At 48.9% G+C, this 23842-nt stretch carries 19 protein-coding genes; 3 read left to right on the top strand and 16 right to left on the bottom strand.

Annotated features, from left to right (window positions below; translation table 11 throughout):
- Positions 1–24 precede the first annotated feature (24 nt).
- The 6 genes from alaS to cymR form a co-directional block, all read right to left on the bottom strand.
- The gene (gene alaS / locus CHI14_RS16055; protein WP_095289521.1) at positions 25–2643 is read right to left on the bottom strand and encodes an alanine--tRNA ligase; all 2619 of its coding nucleotides are present in this window, start codon (positions 2641–2643) and stop codon (positions 25–27) included.
- A gap of 432 nt (positions 2644–3075) precedes the next feature.
- Positions 3076–4143 carry an AI-2E family transporter gene (locus CHI14_RS16050; protein WP_095289520.1) on the bottom strand — a complete coding sequence of 356 codons (1068 nt, stop codon included), beginning with the start codon at positions 4141–4143 and terminating at the stop codon, positions 3076–3078.
- Between the two features lie 275 nt (positions 4144–4418).
- The gene (locus CHI14_RS16045) at positions 4419–4628 is read right to left on the bottom strand and encodes a hypothetical protein (protein WP_095289519.1); all 210 of its coding nucleotides are present in this window, start codon (positions 4626–4628) and stop codon (positions 4419–4421) included.
- Between the two features lie 10 nt (positions 4629–4638).
- Positions 4639–5160 (bottom strand): PRC-barrel domain-containing protein, encoded by a 522-nt coding sequence (locus CHI14_RS16040; protein ID WP_095289518.1) that lies wholly within the window; start codon positions 5158–5160, stop codon positions 4639–4641.
- A gap of 165 nt (positions 5161–5325) precedes the next feature.
- A complete protein-coding gene (locus CHI14_RS16035; protein WP_095289517.1) occupies positions 5326–6477 on the bottom strand; it encodes a cysteine desulfurase family protein in 1152 nt (383 codons plus the stop codon).
- 125 nt (positions 6478–6602) lie between these two features.
- A complete protein-coding gene (cymR, locus tag CHI14_RS16030) occupies positions 6603–7022 on the bottom strand; it encodes a cysteine metabolism transcriptional regulator CymR (protein WP_076287765.1) in 420 nt (139 codons plus the stop codon).
- A 315-nt stretch (positions 7023–7337) separates the two neighbouring features.
- On the opposite strand from cymR, the gene mnmA reads away from it, so the two are divergent.
- Complete coding sequence (mnmA, locus tag CHI14_RS16025) at positions 7338–8462, top strand: tRNA 2-thiouridine(34) synthase MnmA (protein WP_141236692.1); 1125 nt, start codon at positions 7338–7340, stop codon at positions 8460–8462.
- Between the two features lie 132 nt (positions 8463–8594).
- Here mnmA and crcB (CHI14_RS16020) read toward each other — a convergent pair whose 3' ends face one another.
- The 4 genes from crcB (CHI14_RS16020) to CHI14_RS16005 are packed head-to-tail and all read right to left on the bottom strand — an operon-like array spanning position 8595 to position 11615.
- Complete coding sequence (crcB, locus tag CHI14_RS16020; protein WP_095289516.1) at positions 8595–8954, bottom strand: fluoride efflux transporter CrcB; 360 nt, start codon at positions 8952–8954, stop codon at positions 8595–8597.
- Positions 8951–9349: a fluoride efflux transporter CrcB gene (gene crcB, locus CHI14_RS16015; protein ID WP_095289515.1), complete on the bottom strand. Its 399-nt coding sequence runs from the start codon at positions 9347–9349 to the stop codon at positions 8951–8953. Before crcB (CHI14_RS16015) ends, crcB (CHI14_RS16020) begins: the two co-directional genes overlap by 4 nt.
- Positions 9350–9377: 28 nt before the next feature.
- Complete coding sequence (locus CHI14_RS16010; RefSeq protein WP_095289514.1) at positions 9378–10685, bottom strand: replication-associated recombination protein A; 1308 nt, start codon at positions 10683–10685, stop codon at positions 9378–9380.
- Positions 10686–10736: 51 nt separating this feature from the next.
- On the bottom strand, positions 10737–11615 hold the full coding sequence (locus tag CHI14_RS16005; RefSeq protein WP_095289513.1) for a LysR family transcriptional regulator: 879 nt from the start codon (positions 11613–11615) through the stop codon (positions 10737–10739).
- Between the two features lie 138 nt (positions 11616–11753).
- Between CHI14_RS16005 and CHI14_RS16000 the strand changes: the two genes are divergently transcribed.
- A complete protein-coding gene (locus tag CHI14_RS16000; protein ID WP_095289512.1) occupies positions 11754–12497 on the top strand; it encodes an SDR family NAD(P)-dependent oxidoreductase in 744 nt (247 codons plus the stop codon).
- On the top strand, positions 12494–13432 hold the full coding sequence (locus tag CHI14_RS15995; RefSeq protein WP_481856421.1) for a DMT family transporter: 939 nt from the start codon (positions 12494–12496) through the stop codon (positions 13430–13432). Before CHI14_RS16000 ends, CHI14_RS15995 begins: the two co-directional genes overlap by 4 nt.
- 96 nt (positions 13433–13528) lie before the next feature.
- Here the strand turns inward: CHI14_RS15995 and CHI14_RS15990 are convergent, their stop codons facing one another.
- The 6 genes from CHI14_RS15990 to hisS form a co-directional block, all read right to left on the bottom strand.
- Positions 13529–15715, bottom strand: coding sequence for a HelD family protein (locus CHI14_RS15990; protein ID WP_095289511.1), 2187 nt, complete (start codon positions 15713–15715; stop codon positions 13529–13531).
- 175 nt (positions 15716–15890) lie between these two features.
- Positions 15891–17699 (bottom strand): ABC transporter ATP-binding protein, encoded by a 1809-nt coding sequence (locus CHI14_RS15985; RefSeq protein WP_095289510.1) that lies wholly within the window; start codon positions 17697–17699, stop codon positions 15891–15893.
- Positions 17700–17754: 55 nt separating this feature from the next.
- The gene (locus tag CHI14_RS15980) at positions 17755–19053 is read right to left on the bottom strand and encodes an NCS2 family permease (RefSeq protein ID WP_095289509.1); all 1299 of its coding nucleotides are present in this window, start codon (positions 19051–19053) and stop codon (positions 17755–17757) included.
- 167 nt (positions 19054–19220) lie between these two features.
- Entirely contained in the window at positions 19221–19979 is a 759-nt protein-coding gene (locus CHI14_RS15975; RefSeq protein WP_095289508.1) for a tRNA threonylcarbamoyladenosine dehydratase, read from the bottom strand.
- Between the two features lie 18 nt (positions 19980–19997).
- Positions 19998–21776 carry an aspartate--tRNA ligase gene (gene aspS, locus CHI14_RS15970; protein WP_095289507.1) on the bottom strand — a complete coding sequence of 593 codons (1779 nt, stop codon included), beginning with the start codon at positions 21774–21776 and terminating at the stop codon, positions 19998–20000.
- A gap of 216 nt (positions 21777–21992) precedes the next feature.
- Entirely contained in the window at positions 21993–23246 is a 1254-nt protein-coding gene (hisS, locus tag CHI14_RS15965) for a histidine--tRNA ligase (RefSeq protein WP_095289506.1), read from the bottom strand.
- Between the last annotated feature and the right edge of the window lie 596 nt (positions 23247–23842).

The following is a 23842-nucleotide window of genomic DNA, read 5'->3' as shown; positions in this document are numbered from 1 at the left end:
CGCTTATTGGATTTATGCAATATGCTAACCGATGAGTGAAACGGCCAGTTTCAGCGCTTCATCCAGCTTGGACGCATCCTTGCCTCCGGCTTGTGCCATGTCTGGACGTCCGCCGCCGCCACCGCCGCATACTGCTGCGACTTCCTTGACGATTTTACCGGCATGAAGACCCTGCTTCACTTTCTCAGCAGGAACAGCAACCACGAAGTTTACTTTACCATCTGCAGGAGCACCCAGAACGAGCACAGCATCAGGCAGCTTCACTTTCAATTCGTCGGCAACGGTACGCAGGGCATCCATGTTCGGCGCGTCCACACGGGCTGCAAGCACTTGTGTATCTCCTACCTGTACCACTTGATCCGTCAACGAGCCTGCTTCCATGGCACTCAGCTTGCTTTGCAGCGATTCTGTTTCTCTCGCAGCTTCTTTCAGCTGTTGGTTCAGACCTTCGATCCGTTTAGGCACATCTGCAACATTGGCTTTGAGCAGGGCTGCGGATTGGTTGAGCAGCTCCAGCTGACTTTCAACGAAGAGGTACGCACCACGACCTGTTACAGCCTCGATCCGGCGTACACCGGAACCAATGCCGCTCTCGCTGACAAGTTTGAACATGCCAATCTCTGATGTATTGTTTACGTGACAGCCGCCACAAAGTTCCAAACTGTAGTCACCGATTTGTACGACACGTACAATATCTCCATATTTTTCACCGAACAATGCCATTGCGCCCATTTCTTTGGCTTCATCAATGGCCTTCAATTCGATGTTCACATTCAGGCGATTCCAGATCTGCTCATTCACCTGACGTTCAATCTCTGTCAATTCTTCCGGCGTAATGCTGCCGAAGTGAGAGAAGTCAAACCGCAGGCGCTGCGGCTCCACAAGGGAACCTGCCTGATTGACATGCGTACCCAGCACATCCTTAAGCGCCTTGTGCAGCAAATGGGTAGCTGTATGGTTTTTGATAATATCTCCACGCTTGGACGCATCCACTTCCGCTTGAATCACATCACCTACACGCAATTCGCCCGACTCTACGCTTACCATGTGTACGTGCTGTCCTTGCGGAGCTTTGAACAGTCCTTGTACTTTGGCAGTAACGCCTGCACCGCGCAGCAGGCCCTGATCGCTGACTTGTCCGCCGCTCTCTGCATAGAACGGAGTTTTGTCGAGGATGACCTGACAGGTTTGTCCCTCGCTTACTGAATCGACAAGGGCATCGCCTGCAACGATGGCAACCACTTTTGCTTCCGTCAACAGGTCAGTATAACCAACAAACTCGCTTTTAACCTCCAGATCGGCAAGTGGTCCACCTTGAACCTTCATGCTTTCGCTTTCCTGACGGCCTGCACGCGCACGATCACGCTGTTCCTGCATGGATGCATCGAAACCTTCACGATCAACAGTCAAGCCATGCTCTGCCGCATAATCTTCAGTAAGGTCAAACGGGAATCCATATGTGTCATACAATTTGAATGCTTCCGGACCACTGATTACCGTACGACCTTCGGATTTGGCTGCAGCACTGATGTCTGCCAGAATCGCCAAACCGTCACTAAGTGTTTCGTGGAACCGTTCTTCTTCGGTTTTGATGACCTTCGCGATAAACTCCTGCTTGTCTACCACCTCTGGGTAGTATACGCCCATGACTTCTCCAACGGTTGTTGTCAGTTCATAGAGGAATGGACGGTCCAATCCGAGAACTTTTCCGTAGCGTACAGCACGGCGCAGCAAGCGGCGGATAACGTATCCACGTCCTTCATTACTTGGCAGAACGCCATCTCCTACTGCAAAAGCAACGGTACGGATATGGTCAGCAATAACTTTCAGCGCTACATCAATCTCCACACTGTCGTTGTATTTCACACCGGCAAGTGCCGCTGTTCTTTGAATCATCGGCTGGAACAGGTCTGTGTCAAAGTTGGAATCCACATTCTGCAGAATGGACGCAAAACGCTCCAAACCAGCACCTGTATCAATGTTTTTGTTAGGAAGCGGCGTATAGCTGCCATCCTTGTTGTGATTGAACTGGGAGAATACCAGGTTCCATACTTCAAGGTAACGCTCGTTTTCCCCGCCCGGGTACATTTCCGGATCGTTCATGTCATTGCCGTAGGCTTCACCGCGGTCATAGAATATTTCGGTACAAGGTCCGCATGGGCCTTCACCGATATCCCAGAAGTTCTCATCCAGTTTGATGATGCGCTCTGCTGGCAATCCCACTTTTTCGTTCCACAGTTTGAAAGCCTCTTCGTCTTCCGGATAAACTGTTACTGACAGGCGCTCTGGATCGAATCCGATCCATTCCTTGCTTGTCAGGAATTCCCATGCCCAAGTAATGGTTTCTTCTTTGAAGTAATCTCCAATGGAGAAGTTACCCAGCATTTCGAAGAACGTATGGTGACGGCGTGTTTTGCCGACATTCTCGATATCGTTGGTACGAATACATTTTTGGGAGTTCGCAAGACGCGGATTCTCCGGTTTCTCACGTCCGTCAAAATACGGCTTAAGCGGTGCCATTCCCGCATTGATCCATAGAAGGGATGGATCGTTGTGAGGTACGAGCGATGCGCTTGGCTCGATTTTGTGACCTTTACTTGCAAAAAACTCTATCCATTTGGAACGGATTTCACTGGCTTTCATACGGACTGCCCCCAATTAATTATTAATGGTCCGGTGCGATTAGCCCCGGTTGGTAAACATTGCTTTTGTAAAAACAAACACAAAAAACGCCCCTGAATTATCAGGGACGATGTTATCGCGGTACCACCCTGGTTATTGCTGCCTGTCCCTCATTTCGGACCAATCAGCAATCTCCTCGTTGATGCGAATAACGGTCGCGCCCGGCAGGGTTGTCCTGCACTCCGAAATCAGCTTTCCGCCGCTTCAACTTTCAAGACTCTTCCAGCCATCGGTCAGATCTGAATTTGATCCGAAGAAGTCTATTCTCTGAGGAAAGGAACCCTCGGCGTACTTCATTTCATCATCGATTTCATTTTTGAAACATGTGACTTCATTATATCGATACGCCATGCGAGTGTCAATGTACCCCCAAGACGGCTCATTCTCGGGCTCTTAATCCGTTCTTCGCTTGATGTAGTAGGCAAAAAAGTGCTGCACGATGACTTTCAGAACGGCAAAAACAGGCACCGCCAAAATAAGACCAACAATCCCTGCCAGTTCACCACCTACAAGCAGCGCAAAAATAATCGACAATGGATGCAGATGCAGCGTCCGCCCTACAACTTGCGGGGAGATGACATTGCTCTCCAACACCTGACATAGCGTGTTTACGATGACCACCAGCAGGACCATTTTAACAGATACGGTTGAAGCCATAACTACAGCTGGCGCCGCACCCAGAAAAGGCCCTAGGTATGGCACAATATTAAATACGGCCACAATGCTTGCCAGCAGCAGTGCGTAAGGCATATCAATAATCACGTAACCGATATAGGCGAAGATGCCAACAATGACACAGACGATGAACTGTCCCCGAATATAATTGCCGAGTGCCGTATCAATCTCCTTCATGACCGATACGATGGCTTTGCGGCGAGAACGCGGCAAATACGCAACGACCGTGCGTTCGAACACCTCAAAGTCTTTTAACATATAGAAAATGAGAAACGGCACAATAAATACGTTAAACAGCACATTGATCGTGGCTCCGATGTTGTCCATCAGCATCGTTATGCCTTGGGTAAGACGGTCTTCCATCTGGAAGAACCAGCTGTTCATGCCTGTGCGTACACTTGGTGGCATCAATTTATGATCCATGCTGTTCATTAAGCTCTGTGCGCGCATCGACAATTCAGGCATATGCTCGTTCAATTCTTCAAGCTGTTCAATCAGCACCGGAATGACATTCATGAGTATGACGCCGATACAGGTGAGAAAAAAAGCATAGATCAGCAAAACAGCGATGGAGCGTGGCACCTTCCGTCCGCCCAGCATACTTACAATGGGATTAAGCACATAGGAAATAATAAGGGCCACGATAAACGGTGCAAGTACGGTTTTCAGGAATCCGTATATATGAAGCAGCAGGGGCCTTAACAGCCATATAAAATACAGAATAATCAAGCCGAGCAGCAGCCAGATGGCATAACGGAACAGCTTGTTTTTGGTTAATTGCTCCACTTGCATCTCTCCCCTTTGGACTGGCTCTGAGAGTCAGTATATGTAGGAAAGGGAATATTTATTAACCCCGCACAGATGTGGAAAAGAAGAAAACAAAAAAGCGTCCCCCTCACTAAGGAAGGAGACGCATGTTGAGGCCTGCCCCAGCATACATTAATACAGGCTGGACAGACTGCTATGTAACTGTCATCTATACACATCTGTCGGCGCTTTGCGACATGGTCCGTGACGTTCGTTGTCACAAAACCGCATATAGAGGAAGTTTCACTCGCATTTTAAGAAGATGCGTGCAGATGCGGGAAGTCCTGTGGCAGCTCTTCCCCGAAGAACAGATCGTCAAGCGAGCTGAGCGTTCCATCTTCTTCAACTTGATATACAGACATTTTCTCACCGTTTACGTTCAGTTCAATAAAGCAACCCCAGCAATAGAACTGGTGGGAACCAATTTTCCCGATATCTTTTGAACTACAATTTGGACATTTCATATACATTCACCTATCCATTAACAGAATGAATGGCATTTTCCAAGCGCTGCTCACTCAGTGGAGGCACCATAATGGCACTTTCCCCGATAGACATATCGCTTGTACATGGCAGCCATTTACGGCCCTCGATCAGATCGGACACAAAACCGTCCGTAATTTCAATCCCTATTATTGTATTTCCCAACTCTTGGTCAAAATAAACATCGGAGACTCGTCCAAGCAGCAAACCTTCCTCGGTCAGCACGGACATCTCTTTCAATTTAGATTGGCCAAGAAGATACGTGTGTTTTATGTCGTCGGCTCCCGTCTTGCGGACAGCCTGTTGATTACGGATCATGACGGCATCTTCGCCGTAGGCAACAATGTCTTGCCACTGCACGATTTTGACATGATTGGTAAACAGGCCTTTGTTCTCAAGTTCAATGCCTTCAATTTTCCAATCGTCACTAACAATGAAATCCTGGATCTTACCGACCTGTTTCCCGTCCTCGACATCAAAAACGGCTAGTCCGATCATTTCCTGAAGCTTCATCGCAGGGTCCTCCTCATCTTCTTATCATTAAATAGGCGCGGCGCTATTGCTAGGTATGCCCAAAGTTGATGAGTGGCAATCAGACGCCGATCATCAAAACCGCTTCTATCTAACCGATGAAATGGAACTTCTTCCCTCCTTTTGTTCCATGTGCAAAAGAGCCCCTTAGGGTCTATTACGCAATCGTTCAAGAATGGTTCCAATTTTTTCGGCGGTTTTCATGATTTCTTCCGTAGTATTACCCAATCCCCAGCTAAAACGAATCGCTGAATGCAAAAATGCCTCCGGCAGCATCATTGCTTTGAGTACATGAGATACTTCGAGAGAGCCTGAAGTACATGCAGAACCGCTCGCAACCGCGATGCCTTCCATATCCAGGTTCATTAACATGGTTTCTGTAGATACCTCAGGAAAACTGATATTCAGAATGTTGGGAAGCGTATATTCGGGATGACCGTTCACGTGAAAATGGGCTTTGCCCACATGGATTTCCAGCTGTTTTAACAAAAGCTTCCGTAATTTCAGATCATCCTGACGATGCGTCTCTGCTTGCGCTGTCGCAATTTTGAGTGCCTCTGCAAATCCGGCAATTCCTGCTATATTCTCCGTACCTGCTCGGCGCTGACGCTCTTGCAGTCCTCCATGGGATTTGGCTTCCAGTACAATGCCACGACGCACATAAAGTGCCCCTACACCTTGGGGCCCATTAATTTTATGCGCAGAGAAACTGATCAAGTCAACCGGTAGATCTTTACAAGAGATGTTTTGGGTCCCCAGAGCCTGTACTGCATCGGTATGAAACAAAATCTGATGCTTCCGTGCCAGCTCCCCTATTTCGCGGATGGGCTGAATCGTTCCTACCTCGTTATTGGCAAACATCATCGTAATCAGTACCGTATCCGGACGAATAGCCTCCTGAAGCTCATCCAAACTTATTCTTCCATACTCATCTACAGGCAGATAGGTAACCTCATAACCTTGACGTTCAAGCTCTTGGCAGCTGTGAAGAACCGCATGATGCTCGATCACCGTTGTAATCACGTGTTTCCCCTGATCTTTTCGTGCAGAAACGGCGCCAAAGATCGCCAGATTATCACTTTCCGTGCCACCACTCGTGAATACGAGTTCATCCGGGAAACAGTCCAAATAAGCCGCAATACTGTCCCTTGCTCCGCTAACCGTCCGCTTCGCATCCCGTCCAAAAGAGTGTATACTCGAAGCATTGCCGTATTGGCCTGTCATGACTTTCATCATCGCTTCCGCCACCTGCGGATGCATGGGCGTGGATGCAGCGTGGTCCAAATAAATTCTATTCATTGAATTCACCCCGTTATATGTTGAAATTCCATATGATTTATTGGTATAAAATGTTGCTTTGCATGGCTAAAGCCCCCATAATGGGGGCTTTAGTGTATGGCTGAATGTTCCATAATCAACCTTGATTAGATGTAGAACATGTAGCTGTCTTTTTGTTCCTGATCCTGGAATGTAATCAGGTCTTTGAGCGTTGTGGAATCCAGCACCTCTGCAATGCTGTCACGAATGCGCAGCCACAGATCCCGTTTGGCTGGGTCATCTTCCTCGGTGAAGTCCACTGGGGAGATCGGCCCCTCCAGTACACGAATCACGTCTCCTGCAGTTACTGTCGCTGGATCTCCTGCCAAGATATAACCGCCGTATGCTCCACGGATACTCTTCACGAGTCCGGCATTACGCAGCGGTGCGATCAGCTGCTCCAGATAATGTTCCGAGAGCTGGTTGCGCTCCGCGATGCTTTTAAGGGATGTAGGGCCTTCGCCAGTTCTGGCTGCCAGCTCCATCATGATAGTTAGCCCATAACGGCCTTTTGTCGATATTTTCAAAGGAGTCACCTCTTTCAATTTTCAGAAAAACAATTACACTATATACTTGGCGTGATGCAAGACCGTCTTTTCATGATCCGCCACAGCGGGATATGAATAATACAGATCTTGTGCACGTAATCCTCCGTATTCCGATTATAACCCTCAGCTAATGTTAACATATCTGCAAGCTTTATGGAAAAGAAAGATTGACGATATTCCAAATTGTGCGCCTGGAGTGGACACTATCCAAAATTGGCCGGGTGTATCGTAACTTGAGTCCGGTTATGCTAAAATAGAAACGAAACACATTTATATATAGAAATGGTGATAACGATGTCCAAAACAATTGAAAATACTCGGGTCGTCGTTGGCATGTCCGGAGGTGTCGATTCTTCCGTTACCGCCTTGCTGCTGAAAGAGCAGGGATATGATGTCATCGGCATTTTCATGAAAAACTGGGATGACACGGACGAGTTCGGCCACTGTACCGCTGAAGAAGATTCAGAGGACGTTCGCCGGGTTTGTGAACAGATCGGCATTCCTTATTACACTGTCAACTTCGAGAAAGAGTACTTTGATAAAGTATTTACCTATTTCCTTGATGAATATAAGTCAGGTCGGACTCCAAATCCAGATGTCATGTGCAATCGCGAGATCAAATTTGGCGAATTCCTGAACAAGGCGCTTGATTTGGGCGCAGACTATGTTGCCACAGGGCACTATGCTCGCCTTATCGAAGAAGACGGCACGTTCAAACTGCTGCGAGGCGTGGATAGCAACAAGGACCAAACCTACTTCCTTAATGCACTAAGCCAGAACCAGCTGTCCAAAGCGATGTTCCCGATCGGCCATCTTCCCAAACCGGAAGTACGGAAAATTGCTGAAGCGGCAGGTCTGTACACGGCTAAGAAAAAAGACAGCACAGGTGTATGCTTTATTGGCGAGCGCAACTTCAAGGAATTCCTGAGCAACTACCTTCCTGCCAAAGGCGGAGACATGGTTGATATTGTAACGGGTGAAGTAAAAGGCCGTCATGACGGACTGATGTATTACACCCTCGGACAGCGCCAAGGTCTGGGTATTGGCGGTTCCGGCAATGGTGAACCATGGTTCGTGGCCGATAAGGATCTGGAGAAAAATCAGCTGCTTGTGGTTCAAGGCGATGCGCACGCGAGCCTGTACTCAACAGGTTTGACGGCTACTGGCGTTAACTGGATTGCTGGTGCGGACCAAGTGCCTAACGTACCTTTCCGCTGCACCGCCAAATTCCGTTATCGTCAGCCGGATCAAGGTGTTACTCTGACTTGGCAGGAAGACGGAAGCGTCGATGTACAGTTCGATCAACAACAAAAGGCGATTACCCCGGGACAAGCCGTTGTATTCTATGATGGTGATGTTTGTCTCGGTGGTGGCACGATTGATCAGGTTCAAAAAGTACCTGTACCAGCGATGCAATAATCAGGAAAGCCTCCAATATGTATAGATGATGTGGAATACCCTGTATTCCCATCATAAAAGCCATCTTTCATGTATACCATGAAGGATGGCTTTTTTCCTGCTTTTTCCTGAAAAAACATTTAAAATTTTTAGTTATGCTGTTAACCAATCGCCAGCAAAGCAGGCAGCTACACCCAGTAAAACGGAACTTACTACATATAGAATAGCTGATGGATAACGTTTCATGGTGAGCAATTGAATCGTTTCATACCCGAAGGTCGAGAACGTTGTATAGGCTCCGCAAAATCCGGTGCCCCACACAACCCAAAGTCCACCCGAGATCATCTCCGATTGATGCCATCCATATAACAAGCCCAGCAGCAGAGAACCACTGATATTAATGATCCAGGTCCCCCATGGGATAGCTGTGCCCAATTTTCCTGAGATCCATCGCCCCAGACTGTAACGAAGGATGGCCCCCAAAGTACCTGCCAGTCCAATCCAGATCATCATGCTGCACCATCCTGTGACGATTTACCCCGCATGAGCTGCCCAAGCTGGATTCCCAACGCACAGAGCAGCAAACCCGCAAGCAAACTCGCCACGATATAAATTACGGCCTTCGTCCACATGCCGTTCTCCGATAGGCGGACAATATCCAGCGTAAACGTAGAAAACGTAGTAAATGCACCTGTAAATCCGGTGCCTATTGCAAGACGAAGTTGTGGTGTTATTTTGTCTGGGACGGCGATGGTAAAGAACCATCCTAAAAATAGGCTGCCAATCGCGTTAATCAGCAGGACTGCCCAAGGAAAGCCCACATTGGCTGATGGTATCCCCAATTGAATGGCATATCGGGTCAATGTACCCACAAATCCGCCAGCGCCTATATACAGAAGCTCTTTCATGTTGTATGCATCTCCCGGGTCATCAATCTTACAGTTCTTTTCTCCGCTGTTGGTTCAGCCTGATTTTCGACTCATTGCCTTGCTCTGTTGCTTCATAGAATACTCTTCGCGAGAGCTGTTTGGGCAGATATTCCTGCTTCACATAGTGCCCCGGATAATTATGGGGGTATTGATAACCTTCATGTCCCAGCTTCACTGCTCCCGAGTAATGGGTATCCCTTAAATGGAGCGGTACCTCAGCCGACTTCACCTCATTGATGGCGCTCATCGCCTTCGAAATGGCCGTGTATACCGCATTCGACTTCGGACTTTCCACTGCGAATAAAATGGCCTGTGCAATATTCAGCTTCGCTTCGGGCCATCCGTTGTTACGGTAGGCATCCAGCGCACCTATAGCCTGGGTCATCGCTTGTGGATTCGCCAGACCGATATCTTCGCTGCTGGCGGCAATCAGACGCCTGATAAATGTCATCGGGTCCATGCCAAGCTTCTCTACTGCGTACAAAAACCAGAACAATGCAGCATCACTGGAACCGCGAATGCTCTTGTGAAAAGCAGACAGCACATCATATTGCGTGGACTCATCCGCCTTCACAATCGGACGACGAATCGACTCCTCTGCCACGGCAAGCGTAATATGAATGGACCCATCCTTCTCAGGCGGCGTGGTCAGCGCAGCCAGTTCCAGCGCATTTAGAGCACGCCGAATGTCTCCATTGGCCATGGTGGCAATATGATCCAGAGCTTCGTCATCTGCCTGCAGTTCCATGAATCCAAGCCCTTTATCGGAATCCGCCAGCGCACGGCGCATCGCAATAAGCGAATGTGCCGTGTTCAGCGACTCGAGCTGAAAGAGGGTTGAACGGCTCAACAAGGCACCATTCACATAGTGAAATGGATTCTCTGTCGTAGCACCGATAAATATGATGGTGCCCTTCTCCACTGCTGGCAGCAATGCATCCTGACGGGAACTGTTGAAGCGGTGTACCTCATCCAGGAACAATATGGTTTTGGTTCCGTACAGCTGCTTGTTTGTCTGTGCCTGCTCGATAACTTCACGAACGTCCTTCACCGAGGCGTCTACCGCATTCAGACGAACAAACTCTCCCTGTGTATGCTTGGAGATGATGTGTGCAAGCGTCGTCTTCCCGCAGCCGGGAGGGCCGTATAACAAGATGGACGAGATCTGGTCCGCTTCAATCGCGCGCCGCAGCAGCTTACCTGGTCCAATAATATGTTCTTGTCCAATATATTCATCAAGATGCTCTGGTCGCATGCGATCAGCAAGCAGTCTTGCCTGGGGCTTGGAGTCCTGTTGAAACGAAAATAAATCCACTGCTTATCACTTCCTTAACGGATTACCTATCCTAGATTGGATCTAAACACCTCAATATTCTCTACTCTCTATCATATCATAATCCCGCGGCAGCATAGCCATAAATGCACCGAGCGCACTGCTGACAAACGCATCCTTGCGTGTAATAAAACGAGTCATCATCCGGCTCATGCCCGCGGGAAGCGAATGCTTGCGAAGCATGCCGCTATTCATCTGCTGACGAATAACAATCTCCGGTAACAATGAGATGCCCATCCCCGACGCTACGCCACTGATAATGGCTTCCAATGTGCCAAATTCCATGATTATAGGGCGATTTACGCCGCAGGATAGCAACCACTCCTCTAACGTCTGGCGGTAGGAACATCCCATGCTGTAAACAAGGATCGGTTTACGTGTAAGCTCATCTTCTGGCATTACACCAGATGAAACCACAAACAGTTCTTCATCAAATACATCCAGAGACGCGATCTCGGGATGATCGCAGGCACAACCAATAAATGCACCTTCCAATTCATACCCGATAACTTGGTCTATAAGCTCTTGCGAATTCCCAGTAGTCAGTGACAAGGACACATCGGGATATTGCCTATAATATTCTGCAAAAAGTTCGGGCAAACGAACCGCAGCTGCAGTCTGCGTAGAGCCTATTCGCAATGGACCCGATGGCGCACTTGTCGCCTGAAGCGCTTTGGAAGCATCGTTCAGCAGACCAATGATTTTATCTGCATAACTCATTAGCATCTCTCCGGCTGGAGATAACGTCATTCCCCGGTTGTGACGAATGAACAGCTTGGTGCCCACCTCCGCTTCCAGATGTCTGATCCGGGCCGTGACGTTGGATTGCACATATCCCAGCTTCGAAGCAGCTTTCGTCAGGTTTCCTTCCTGTGCCACACATTGAAATATTCGAAGATCTCCGCTCTCCATCTTATCCCCCACTTCTGACATCATTCAAAATGATGGCCAGTTCACTAACAATCATTATACTCCATGCGCAAACAGGACTACAATTCATGTAGATCCCAAACCAGTTCACCAGCTGGATGATGATAAGGAGTGTTCAACATGACATACTGGAACAACAGAGTAGCCTTAATTACAGGCGGCGGAACAGGCATTGGTCGTGCGGTGAGTCTGCTGCTGGCTCAAAAGGGAGCAAGGGTCGCCGTCAACTACTCCCGGTCTCGGGAAGCGGCAGAAGAAACGGTTCAACAGATCGTGGATGAAGGAGGTCAGGCATTCACTGTTCAAGCCAACGTTGCTAGTGACATGGACGTCCGGCAGATGGTGGCTATAGTTACTGAAACGTATGGTCCCATAACTGCCCTTGTTAACAATGCCGGAATCACCCGGCACATTCCTCTGCAGGATCTGGAATCCGTTACGGAGGATGTTTGGAATGAACTGTATGATGTGAACGTGAGGGGCATGTTTTATTGCGCTCGTGCAGTGACGGAGGGGATGCAGCAAGCCGGCGGCGGCTCCATTGTGAATCTGGGAAGTATTGCGGGCAGCACAGGTTCCGGCTCATCCCTCCCTTATGCGGTTTCCAAAGCGGCAGTTCACGGCCTGACCTTATCACTTGCCCACGCACTCTCACCGCTGATTCGGGTGAATGCCATTGTCCCTGGCGCCGTTGCAACCCGTTGGTGGGCAGGAAACGAGGAACGAATGAATCGTCTCGGTGGCTCGCTGTTATTACAGAGAATTTCCTCTCCTGAGGATATTGCGCACATGATATGCGCCGCGCTTGAACAGCCATCCATGACCGGACAGCTGATTACCGTAGATAGCGGTCAGACGTTATGAGCCCCGGTACACAAGCTGACAGCCGCGCGTTGAAACCATTGAAATATACAATATGGATCTTGTTAACGACATTCATTATGGGAACTTCTTTTCCGGTTGGCAAAATCGGCATGTTGTATGCTCCACCGTTCCTGCTCATGGGCATGCGTTACGTACTGGCAGGGGGCCTGATGGCTTGGTTTCTGCGGAAACGCCCTCTACCTACAGGATGGCAAGCCTGGCTAAGAATCATTTTAATTGGCCTGTTCCAATCTGCTGGAGTGATGGGATGCGCATATTACAGCATGAACTGGATTACATCCGGTGAATCTGCCATTCTTACCTTTACCAATCCGTTGCTGGTCATTATCATCAGTGCTTTATTGTATCGGTTAACGTATCGCTTCAGCCAGTGGATTGGTGTAATCCTCGGCCTCGCCGGCGTCCTGTTAACCTTTGGCTCGCATATGAGTTTTAGCCCCGGAACCTGGATTGGAATTGGTGGTGCGGTTTCCTTCGCAGTCTCCACATTACTTATTAAACGCTGGGGTGATCGTTACGATACCTTTGTGCTTACCGCGTACCAGATGCTCGCTGGAGGTGCAGTGTTACTCCTGCTAAGCACATGTACTGAACAGCCTCAATTTATTGTGAACGCAACTTCGGTCGCAGCGCTGCTCTGGTTGACGCTTGCTTGCTCCATTATCCAGTTCTCACTCTGGTTTTATTTGCTGCAGCATAGTGACCCCGCCCAAACCAGTTCTTATCTGTTTCTCACCCCTTTCTTTGGAGTATTGTCGAGCTGGGTTTTACTGGGGGAACAGGTTCAGTGGTTCGTTGGTGCAGGCGGTATACTCATTGGTGTTGGTATTTTTCTGGTCAATCGACGTTCATCTGCTCAGAAAACGAAAGAACACCCTTCCGAACTACACAGGCATTCTTCTCCAGCAAGTTAAAGTTGTCATACCAAAATAAAAAAGGCATGCGCTTATGGGATTTGCCCATGAACGTCATGCCTTATATTTATTTATATTACAATGCTTAAATTATGTTTATTCGGTGTCACTGTCCGGCCAACCCTGAATGGTTACCGGTTCGCCTTCCGAATGATGTGTTGCTGCCGCATAAGACGGCAGGTCACCGTCATGGAACAGCCACAGCTCGTGCAATGCCCGTGTACAGCCTACATACAGCAGCTTGGCGTCGCCCGCATTAGACAAGTAATGCTGCTCATCCGCGTCTGCCACAATAACCGCATCAAACTCTAGTCCCTTGGACAGATAGACAGGTAAAACGGAATGTCCGCCTGTATATTGCTTTTTGCCGCCATCAATCAGGTTCAGGTCCCAGCCCGCATCCAGAAGTTCACGATGAAGCTCAACCGCTTCATGCAGGGTACGCGTCAGAATGGATACTGTGCGGTAGTCTTTCACCGTTAACAGCTTCAAAGCCCGTTCAAGACTCTGCGTTCTTCCTTCACCCTCATAGGCTAATGTTCGAACCGGATCCCCGCTCCGGAAGACAGGAATCGCCGTAATCCCGCTTTTGACCCCACGTTCCAGTATCGTATTGGCATAATCAATAATTTCCATGGTGGAACGATAGCTCCGGGTCAAGGCAAAATATGCATTCTGCTCGTCTGGGAACAGGGTACTCATCTCTTCCCATACATGAACCCCGCGATACTCATGTATGCCCTGGGACAAGTCACCCAGTATGGTGAAGGAATGTCCTTTGACAAACAGATCCAGCAGAGCGACGTGAAATGGCGAGAAATCCTGCGCTTCATCAATCACGACATGATCGAATCGTTCCGCTCCTTCAATATCATGAATAAGCGTGTGAATATACACGAGCGCAGGCAAATCCTCTTCACGAATAACATCCTGCTTCAGATCTGCTGTCGTCTGCTTCATCACACCTTTGGGAATAAGACTGCTTAGTGAAGCAGGCACTGAGCCACCCTTAGCGGCCTTGAACAGCTGTTTATACAGCGTAAGCGGTTCATATTGGGGCCACTTTTTGGCATATGCTTTTTCACGCGTCGCTGCTTTCTTCTTGCGTTCTTTGCGCACGCTCTCAGGACAAGGCTTCTTGAGCTCCATTTCGATCCAACGGTGAATACGCGCCATCACGCGCTCCTTACGTTTAGCCAGTGGATAGTGCTTATATTCTTCGCTAAACCAGCTTTCGATCTCTGCCCTGCTAAGTACTGCACCGTCCCAGGGAGTGAAGTCCAGATCGGGTACCGATTCCTCCTCCATGCCTGACAGCCATTCCTGAATGAGTTTCATGAAGCGTATCGAGCCCTTATAGCGCCCAGGTACGTCGTCATTCAATTCGGGACGTGCTTCCGGCGTTTCAAACCAGGTATTCAGTGTCTCCGACGTATCTGCCAGTGGCATCTCCAATCCCAGCAGATTCATCGCCCAATCCGGGAACGTGCGCTGCTGAATATCTCCAACGCCGAGTTCCGGGAGTACATCCGAGATGTAATCGAGGAACATGTGGTTGGGTGCGAAGATAACCATCTTCTCCGCAGATACCTGCTCTTTGTACTGATACAGCAAAAAGGCAAGCCGGTGCAGGGCAACGGTTGTTTTTCCCGAACCCGCCACACCCTGAATGATCAATGCCGTGTTCCTTGCGGCACGAATGATCTGATCCTGTTCTGCCTGTATGGTGGATACGATGTCACGAAGCTTGTTATCCTTGTTCTCTCCCAGCCGATAGACGAGAAACTCATCCGATACGGCCGGCTGATCGCTATCCCGGTTGTATGTATCTGCAACGCGCTCCAATATCCGCTGCCGGATAACCACGTTGCGTTTCAGATAGACCAGGCCTTCAATCAAACCTTCCGGTGCATCGTAGGTTGCGGAGGCTTCCCCTCCCGTAAATGAGTAAAACAGGCTCGCGACCGGAGCACGCCAATCGATGACGAGCGGATGCTCTCCCACCTCTTCGCGGTCTACGCCGACTTTGCCAATGTACAGCGGCTTCCGTTCCCCGCTGCCCTGTTCTTCGAAATCCAAGCGTCCGAAATAGGGTTGCTGCGCGCTCTTGGACAAGGCGGTGCGGCGCTCTTCACGTCCGGCTTCCAGCACTTGTTCGGTGAAATCGTGGCCGGTATAAACCGGTATATTCTTCAGCCGTTCCAGCTGACGATCCACTTCCTCCATCGTTCGCTCTAACCTGTACTCTTCTTCTTGATAGGCACTTTGAAAGCTGTCTGACATGTTTCAGTTACCTCCTAAGAATATGTTTTTTTGCATAGTCAAACTGACGACACAAAAGGATACCCACTATATCATATTGAATGGCAAAAAGCTACAGCTAACAGGACGATAAGACAAATGAACCGCTGTTCCCATCCCTTTAGGAGGGTAGAACAACGGTTCACATCGTTATCCATTAATACTTCTCGGGCTCTGGCTTCCCATCCTGTGCAACAAATTGTTTCTGAGCAAGCTCACGATATACCGAATGAGTGCTGATTAGCTCTGTATGCGTTCCCGTCCCGGTGACATGGCCCTGCTCCAGTACAACAATCTGATCCGAATCCACGACTGTGGACAAACGATGCGCAATTACAACCGTTGTCCGTCCCTCCATCAAATTCGAAAGGGCTTGCTGCACTTCATGTTCCGAAGTACTGTCCAGACTGGACGTTGCCTCATCAAGCATGAGGATATCCGGACTGCGCAGCAGTGCCCTGGCTATGGCAATGCGCTGACGCTGACCGCCCGAAAGCTTGATTCCACGTTCCCCCACCTCAGTCTCGTAACCCTGGGGCAAGCTATCAATAAATGCGGAGGAGTATGCCATGTCTGCGGCGTGCCGAATCTCGTCCATACTTGCTTCTCGTCCAAGCCCATAGGTAATGTTGTCCTTGATGGTACCTGCCATTAGCGGACTCTCCTGTGAAACATATCCGATCTTGCTGCGCCAGGAGGCGAGCGAATAATCCCTTATGTCTTGTCCACCGTAAGTTATGTTACCCGAACCGGGAAGGTAAAACTGCTCAAGCAGTGAGAATAGGGTTGATTTGCCGCTGCCGCTCGGACCGACGATCGCCGTCACTTTACGCGCAGGAACGGTTAAATGGATACCGTGCAGCACTTCTTCTCCTGTGACATAGGCGAAATGCAGGTTGTTGAATGCAATCGTCTCGTTGCCTTTTGGAGCTGACTTCACACTGTGCTGTGGTTCTTCTTCATGTGCAAGAATGGCCTGAATGCGCTCGGTTGCACCGACCACCTTTTGCAAACGCGAATACAGTGTCGTGAACTGTCCCATCGGCATAATAACCTGGAACAGCAGCAGGATGAAGGCCACCAGTTCCCCAGGTGATAACATGCCAGATGCTACCCGCATACCGCCAACCCCCAGAATAACAACCAATACAGCGGTCATGACAAAGGTAAAGAGCGGTCCGATCAACGCCAGGATTCTTGCTTCCTGCAAACCAAAAGCGAACATTTTGCCAATGCGGGAATGTCCCGCTTCCGCCTCCTGTTTTTCGGTGCCATACGCTTTTACCAATCGGATCTCACTAATGACCTGGCTCAGCACAGAAGTGAAGCCAGCCATCTCATCCTGCTGCTTTTTGGAGATTTTGTACATTTTACGTCCAACCGGCAGCAAAATCAGCAGCGTTAACGGTACCAAACTTAAGATAATGAGCGACATGACCCAATCCAGATAGAATAGCAGAGCCACTCCGCCCACTACCGCAACGATATTGGATACAAAGGAGACCAGATAATCGGCAATCAGCGTCATGATCTGGCTTGTATCATTGGTGATGCGGCTCATCGTATCTCCTGTACGATTACGATCAAAATATGGCATTGGCAGGGATAACACTTTATTCCACAGCTTCGTTCGCAGCGTTGCAACCACGCGTTGTCCTGCATAATTCAACATATAGATGCTGATGCCCGAAGCAATCGCCTGAATGACAAAAGCGCCAAGCAGCAGAAAAATGACGGATTTGTTAAGTGCAGACATCGTCAGTCCATCAATCAGACCTTTAGTCATCAGTGGAACAATTAACCCGGCCGTAGTCTGAATGAGGGTCAGAATCAATGCGACGATCAAAATGAGTTTGGGAGGTTCTGTGGAAGCAATCAGCTTCACGAAATCTTTGAATCCTTTTTTCCCCAGCTTCGGTTCAACCCGGTCCGTCTGTTCCTTCTCTTCCATTCCCCGTTCCTCCATTCTCCACCTGTTCACTAGACATTACACGAATGATTTGTCCTTACGTCCCAACTGATTACAATACGCCATGTAATACAAAGTTGGCCAGAAACAGAATGGCAATGCCATACATGACCACAGGCACCTGTCTCCCCTGACCTGCGGCCAGCTTCGCCAGTGGATAGGCAATGAAACCAAACGCCATGCCGTCCACAATGCTATACGTAAAGGGAATCATGACCATAATCAGAAATGCCGGGAATGCCTCTGTAAAGTCACCAAAATCCATATCCTTCACACCTTGCACCATTAAACCGCCAATGATGATCAAAATGGGAGCTATTGCACTGTCCGGAATATACCCGAGCAGCGGAATGAAGAAAAAAGTGGCCCCGAACAGCACGGCTGTAACGAGCGGTGTCAAGCCTGAGCGTCCGCCTGCTGCAATCCCTGCCGTAGTCTCTGCCGCAGCTACAGGTGGACTGCTCCCGAATATACCTGCTAATACCGTACTGATCGACAGAGCGCGCAGGCTGCCTTTAAAACGCTGCGGGCGATCAATCATTTGCGTCTGAGCCGTAATCAATCCGATATTTTCGAATACGACAATCAGCAGCAGCAAAAAGACAGCAATCCAAAACGCAACATCAGCCAGCTTCATCAGGGACAATTCGCCAAACAACCCGCCGTATTGACGCAGCGCTTCCATCGCGGACACCGGTTCACCCGGGTGCACTGCACCTAGCACATAGGCAAGTCCAGTCCCGATCAGAATACTGATGAGAAGTCCGCCCTGAATATTACGTATGAATAGAATCACAGCAAGCACCAGTGTTACGCAGGCCGTAATGACATTGGGATCATTGAAGTGCCCGATCGCTACAAACGTGGTCTGATGAGCGATAACAATTCCGCTTTTCTGCAAACCAATAAAGGTCAAAAACAGACCTATTCCCACCGTAATCCCATGCTGCAGGTTTTTCGGTATGGCTTCGCTAATCAATTTATATAGTGATGTAAATGCAACGATTGCAAATAGTATACCTGTAACAGCCACCACGGCCAGTGCTTCCTGCCAGCTCAGCTTCATGGAATGTACGAGTGTGTACGTAAAGAATGCATTAATCCCCATTCCGGGTACAACCACAATAGGTGACTTTCCGCCGAATGCCATCAGCAAGCAACCCGCAATAGACGTCAGCAGTGTACCTACCATCGCTGCCTGTAAAGGCATGCCGGCATCTGCCAGAATTGTAGCATTGACCATTACGATATAAACGACAGCAAAATAGGAGATGGCTCCCGCCACAATCTCTTTTTTCCACTGGTCCCCCGGCTCCACACCGAGACGTCTGGTCATCCAACCTTGTTTCATCCGTTCTGTTCCCCTCTCTCTATGTACACTGCCATTTCTATATATATTTATCATCATTTCGCGCAGCACCACATATCATACACGGTTTTGAGAATGAAGTACATCACATGATGACCATTAAAAAAGCGCAGGCGCCTTGTAGGCACCTACGCTTTTCACTCAACAGATTACTGTTGTTTCTTTGCTGCATTTTCAATCAATTCCTTGACTGCCACACTGACCATGATCAGTCCGGCTACCGGGGGAACAAACGCGTTGCTCGCTGGTGGCTGTTTCGCCTTGCGAATTTCCGGTGCGTTCTCAGGAACGATTTTTTGAGTAACATCTTCACGCGGCTTTAATGGCTCCTCCGTAGAGAAGACCACTTTAACCCCTTTTTTGATGCCTTCTTTGCGCAGTTTTGTGCGAACCACACGGGCAATCGGGTCCATGGACGTTTTGGAAATATCCGCGACCTGGAATTTCGTAGGGTCCATTTTGTTCGCTGCACCCATGCTGGAGATCACCGGAATCTTACGTTTGAGGCATTCCTTGATGAGATGGATTTTGTAGATGATCGTGTCGGATGCATCCAGGACATAATCCAGTTCATATTTAAATAATTCCTCATACGTTTCTTCCGTGTAAAACATGTTCAAGGCGATGGCATCAATCTCAGGGTTAATGAGCTTGACCCGGTCCACCATCAGATCGGCTTTTTTCTGACCAACGGTCGTGGTCAACGCGTGAATCTGGCGGTTAACGTTGGTGATGTCCACCACATCCTTATCGATCAGGATGATGCGTCCAACCCCGCTGCGAGCAAGGGCTTCAACGGCAATACCGCCCACGCCGCCGATACCAAGCACGGCAACTGTACTATTTTTCAAGGCATCCAGACCTTCAGGTCCGATTGCCAGCTCTGTTCTTGAAAATTGATGGAGCATTGAGAATCGATGCCTCCTTTATTTCTTTTCCGCCACCGGTTTACGGGCTACACGGATATGAAGTTGTTCCAACTGGGCCCCGTCTACTTCAGAAGGTGCGTTCATGAGCAGATCGGTTGCACTTGCCGTTTTCGGGAAGGCAATGGTTTCACGCAGGTTTGTACGGCCTGCCAGCAGCATAACGAGACGGTCAAGACCAAAGGCAATACCACCATGTGGTGGAGTTCCGTATTCAAATGCTTCAAGCAGATAACCGAATTTCTCATTGGATACTTCTGGAGAAAGTCCAAGGGCAGCGAACATTTTCTCTTGCACGTCACGTTTGTAGATACGCATTGAACCGCCACCTACTTCATAACCATTCAGAACAAGGTCATAAGCTTGAGCACGAATCGCACCCGGGTCTGTATCGAACAGAGCCACATCTTCGTCTTTTGGACGAGTGAACGGATGATGTTCTGCCACATAACGTTTCGCATCTTCATCATATCCAAGGAGTGGGAAGTCCACAACCCAGGCGAATTTGAATTTGCTGTCATCGATCAGACCAAGTTGACGGCCAATTTTCAAACGCAGTGCACCCAGAACGTCTGCAACCACTTTTTTGTTGTCGGCAGAGAAGAGCAGCAAGTCGCCTTCTTCAGCGCCAGTGCGTTCTTTCACCGCTTCAATCTCTTCCGGTGTAAAGAATTTCACGATTGGGCCTTTGAACTCTCCGTCTTTCACCTGAATCCACGCCAGACCTTTGGCACCGTAACGTGCTGCGAATGGTCCGAGATCGTCGATTTCTTTGCGGCTCCACGTGCCACAGCCTTTGGCATTCAGCACTTTCACTTCTCCACCTTTTTCAATGACAGAAGCAAATACTTTAACACCACTGTTCGCTACGATATCGTTCATTTCCACCAGTTCCATGCCAAAGCGCAGATCCGGCTTGTCTGAACCGTATTTACCCATCGCATCTGCATACGTAATCCGTTGGAATGGCAGCTCAAGCTCAATGCCTTTCGTTTCACGAAGCAATTTGGCCATCAGCTCTTCCATCATCGGCAGCAGGTCATCCTGTTCCAGGAAGGAAGTTTCGATGTCGACTTGTGTGAACTCAGGTTGACGGTCTGCACGCAGATCCTCATCCCGGAAACAGCGGGCGATTTGATAATACCGCTCAAGTCCGCCGACCATCAGCAATTGTTTGTAAATTTGCGGAGACTGTGGCAGGGCGAAGAATTCACCTTCATGCACACGGCTTGGTACGAGATAGTCACGCGCACCTTCTGGGGAGCTCTTCGTAAGAATCGGTGTTTCCACTTCAACAAACTCTTCTCCATCCAGATAGTCACGGAATACTTTGGACGCTTTGGAACGCAATTTCAATGTTTCGTACATTTCCGGACGACGCAGATCCAGATAACGATATTTCAAGCGAAGGGACTCATCAACTTCTACACCATCTTCAATGAAGAATGGCGGTGTTTTTGCCGCGTTCAGCACTTCGATTTCCGTAATCTGAACTTCAATTTCACCTGTAGGCAGGTTTTTGTTCACGGTCTCTTCATCACGTTTAACCACTTTACCCGATACGGCAATAACATATTCACTACGTACCCGGTCAGCAATTTGCAGTGCTTCGCCGGAGTATGCCGGGTTAAATACCACTTGTACAATACCACTGCGGTCACGCAGATCGATAAACAGTACGCCCCCCAGGTCACGGCGGGTCTGTACCCAGCCGTTCAATGTTACGGTTTCGCCGATGTGTGCGGTCGTTAATGCGCCGCAATGATGACTTCTTTTCATAACCAAACTCCTCATTATGTGAATTTCCGTTCTGTGCAAGTAGGCCAAGACCCTTACTTTAACAGCGCGGTTGCGTGAAGACGATGTATTGAAAGGCGTTATACTTACGGGAGCTGTACCATTTTTGGACAAAATCTAGGTTGAATGGACTCCAGGCCCCGTAAGGCTGCCGAATCATATTGATATTAAATTTAACTTACTCTGGCTTGTGCGATCTTATTTGGCTCCCTGAATGGTTGCAATCAGCTCTTCCAGTTTTACGGTTTGCTGTTCACCTGTATCCATTGCCTTGAGTGCGATCTCCCCGCGTTCCAGCTCATCATCGCCAAGAATTGCCGTATAACGAGCTTTGTAACGATCCGCTGACTTCATTTGAGCTTTCATCTTGCGCCCTAGATAATCACGTTCACCTGAAAGCCCAGACTGACGAAGTTTGAACAACAGACGATTTACTTCCCGATCTGCTGCTTCTCCAAGGGCAACAAAGTACACATCAAGCGGTGTGAGGGCACTTACATCAATGTTTTGGTGTTCCAGTATCAGTTGAATGCGTTCCAGACCGATACCAAAACCGATGCCCGGTTGATCCGGTCCGCCGATGTCCCCAACGAGGCCGTTATATCTGCCACCGCCGCCTACGGTATCAATGGCACCAATCCCCTGTGCCTTCAGTTCAAATGCTGTCATGGTGTAATAATCAAGTCCGCGCACGAGACGCGTGTTCACTTCATAATCCACCCCGAAATCATCCAGGAATCCCTGAACTTTGGCAAAGTGGTTCGTTGCTTCCTCATCCAGGCTATCCAGAATGGAAGGTGCACCGACAAATTTGTCCTGATCCACCTTACAATCGAGGACGCGAAGCGGATTGCGTTCCATGCGATTTTGGCAATCCTTGCACAAGGTGTCTTTCATCGGTCTCAGGAAGCCCAGCAGCTCTTCACGATAGGCAGCACGGCTTGCCGCATTACCAACCGAGTTCACTTCAACTTTGACATCCTTCAACCCCAGCTCAACACAGAACTGATAACCAAGTGCGATAACCTCTGCATCGATTGCCGGATCTACTGCTCCGAATGCCTCTACTCCGAACTGGTGGAACTGGCGCTGGCGTCCTGCTTGCGGACGCTCATAACGAAACATGGGACCTACATAATAAAGCTTCGTTACATCTGGCTCCCCATACAGCTTATTCTCTACAAAAGCACGTACAACACCGGCGGTTCCTTCCGGGCGAAGCGTCATGCTGCGATCACCCTTGTCCTTGAACGTGTACATTTCTTTTTCAACGATGTCGGTTGTTTCGCCTACCCCTCGCTCAAACAGTGAAGTCTGTTCGAAAATGGGTGTGCGGATCTCCCGATAATTAAAACGGCGACACAGATCCTTAATTTTCTCTTCGACAAACTGCCATTTCTCTACTACTCCAGGTAGCAAATCCTGTGTTCCCGTTGGTTTCTGAAAAGCCATCTTTCATCCCTCCAGCCTCTATTTTCTCTATATAACAAAAAAATCCCTCGCCCTGTCGCTGCATACAGCAAACAAAGGGACGAGAGATTGTGTTTATACATTCACCCGTGGTACCACCCACATTCCGGAACTCCTGAAACTTTTGCCGTTCAGGTGATCATCTGATTATAAAGGACTGCCTTGCTGCAATCCGATCAGACCATCGTTCCGCTCTACGTGTAACGCACGTCCTGCGCAGGCCGGCTAATGGCTATCAGAATCATCTCTGATGTGTTCGCCGTCTGTTCTCGGGGAAGTCATTCGTCCGCTCATCAAGAGAATCCTTACAGCCAAGGGATTCCTCTCTGTTCATGTGGGTACGGAGTACTTGGTCCCGTCATCAAATCAGTAATATAATTCAAGAAAACGACTGATATTGACTTTAGTCAACATATTATTTTCTGATTGTAATGAACCGCAGTACTAAAGTCAAGGGCTAACATCAAAAGACAGCAAAAAAAAGCCTGCACACGGTGTGCAGGCTCAAAGGATATATAAAAAAAGGGGGTCATGCTTGTTATTATAAACGCCCTATGTTAAAGCCTTATGTAACTAAT

This window comes from Paenibacillus sp. 7516, assembly GCF_002272715.1.
Taxonomy (GTDB): Bacteria; Bacillota; Bacilli; order Paenibacillales; family Paenibacillaceae; genus Paenibacillus; species Paenibacillus illinoisensis_A.
The sequence above is the reverse complement of the archived record's forward strand: the minus strand, read 5'-3'. Positions and strand labels throughout refer to the sequence as shown.

Coding starts and splice junctions, on each gene's coding strand:
- CHI14_RS15995 (WP_481856421.1), top strand. CDS start 12,494: ATGAGCCCCGGTACACAAGCTGACAGCCGCGCGTTGAAACCATTGAAA.
- crcB (WP_095289515.1), bottom strand. CDS start 9,349: ATGAAAGAGCTTCTGTATATAGGCGCTGGCGGATTTGTGGGTACATTG.
- CHI14_RS15975 (WP_095289508.1), bottom strand. CDS start 19,979: ATGCTCCATCAATTTTCAAGAACAGAGCTGGCAATCGGACCTGAAGGT.
- CHI14_RS15980 (WP_095289509.1), bottom strand. CDS start 19,053: ATGAAACAAGGTTGGATGACCAGACGTCTCGGTGTGGAGCCGGGGGAC.
- CHI14_RS15990 (WP_095289511.1), bottom strand. CDS start 15,715: ATGTCAGACAGCTTTCAAAGTGCCTATCAAGAAGAAGAGTACAGGTTA.
- alaS (WP_095289521.1), bottom strand. CDS start 2,643: ATGAAAGCCAGTGAAATCCGTTCCAAATGGATAGAGTTTTTTGCAAGT.
- aspS (WP_095289507.1), bottom strand. CDS start 21,776: ATGAAAAGAAGTCATCATTGCGGCGCATTAACGACCGCACACATCGGC.
- CHI14_RS16035 (WP_095289517.1), bottom strand. CDS start 6,477: ATGAATAGAATTTATTTGGACCACGCTGCATCCACGCCCATGCATCCG.
- CHI14_RS15985 (WP_095289510.1), bottom strand. CDS start 17,699: ATGGAGGAACGGGGAATGGAAGAGAAGGAACAGACGGACCGGGTTGAA.
- hisS (WP_095289506.1), bottom strand. CDS start 23,246: ATGGCTTTTCAGAAACCAACGGGAACACAGGATTTGCTACCTGGAGTA.
- CHI14_RS16000 (WP_095289512.1), top strand. CDS start 11,754: ATGACATACTGGAACAACAGAGTAGCCTTAATTACAGGCGGCGGAACA.
- mnmA (WP_141236692.1), top strand. CDS start 7,338: ATGTCCAAAACAATTGAAAATACTCGGGTCGTCGTTGGCATGTCCGGA.
- CHI14_RS16045 (WP_095289519.1), bottom strand. CDS start 4,628: ATGAAATGTCCAAATTGTAGTTCAAAAGATATCGGGAAAATTGGTTCC.
- CHI14_RS16005 (WP_095289513.1), bottom strand. CDS start 11,615: ATGGAGAGCGGAGATCTTCGAATATTTCAATGTGTGGCACAGGAAGGA.
- crcB (WP_095289516.1), bottom strand. CDS start 8,954: ATGATGATCTGGATTGGACTGGCAGGTACTTTGGGGGCCATCCTTCGT.
- CHI14_RS16040 (WP_095289518.1), bottom strand. CDS start 5,160: ATGAAGCTTCAGGAAATGATCGGACTAGCCGTTTTTGATGTCGAGGAC.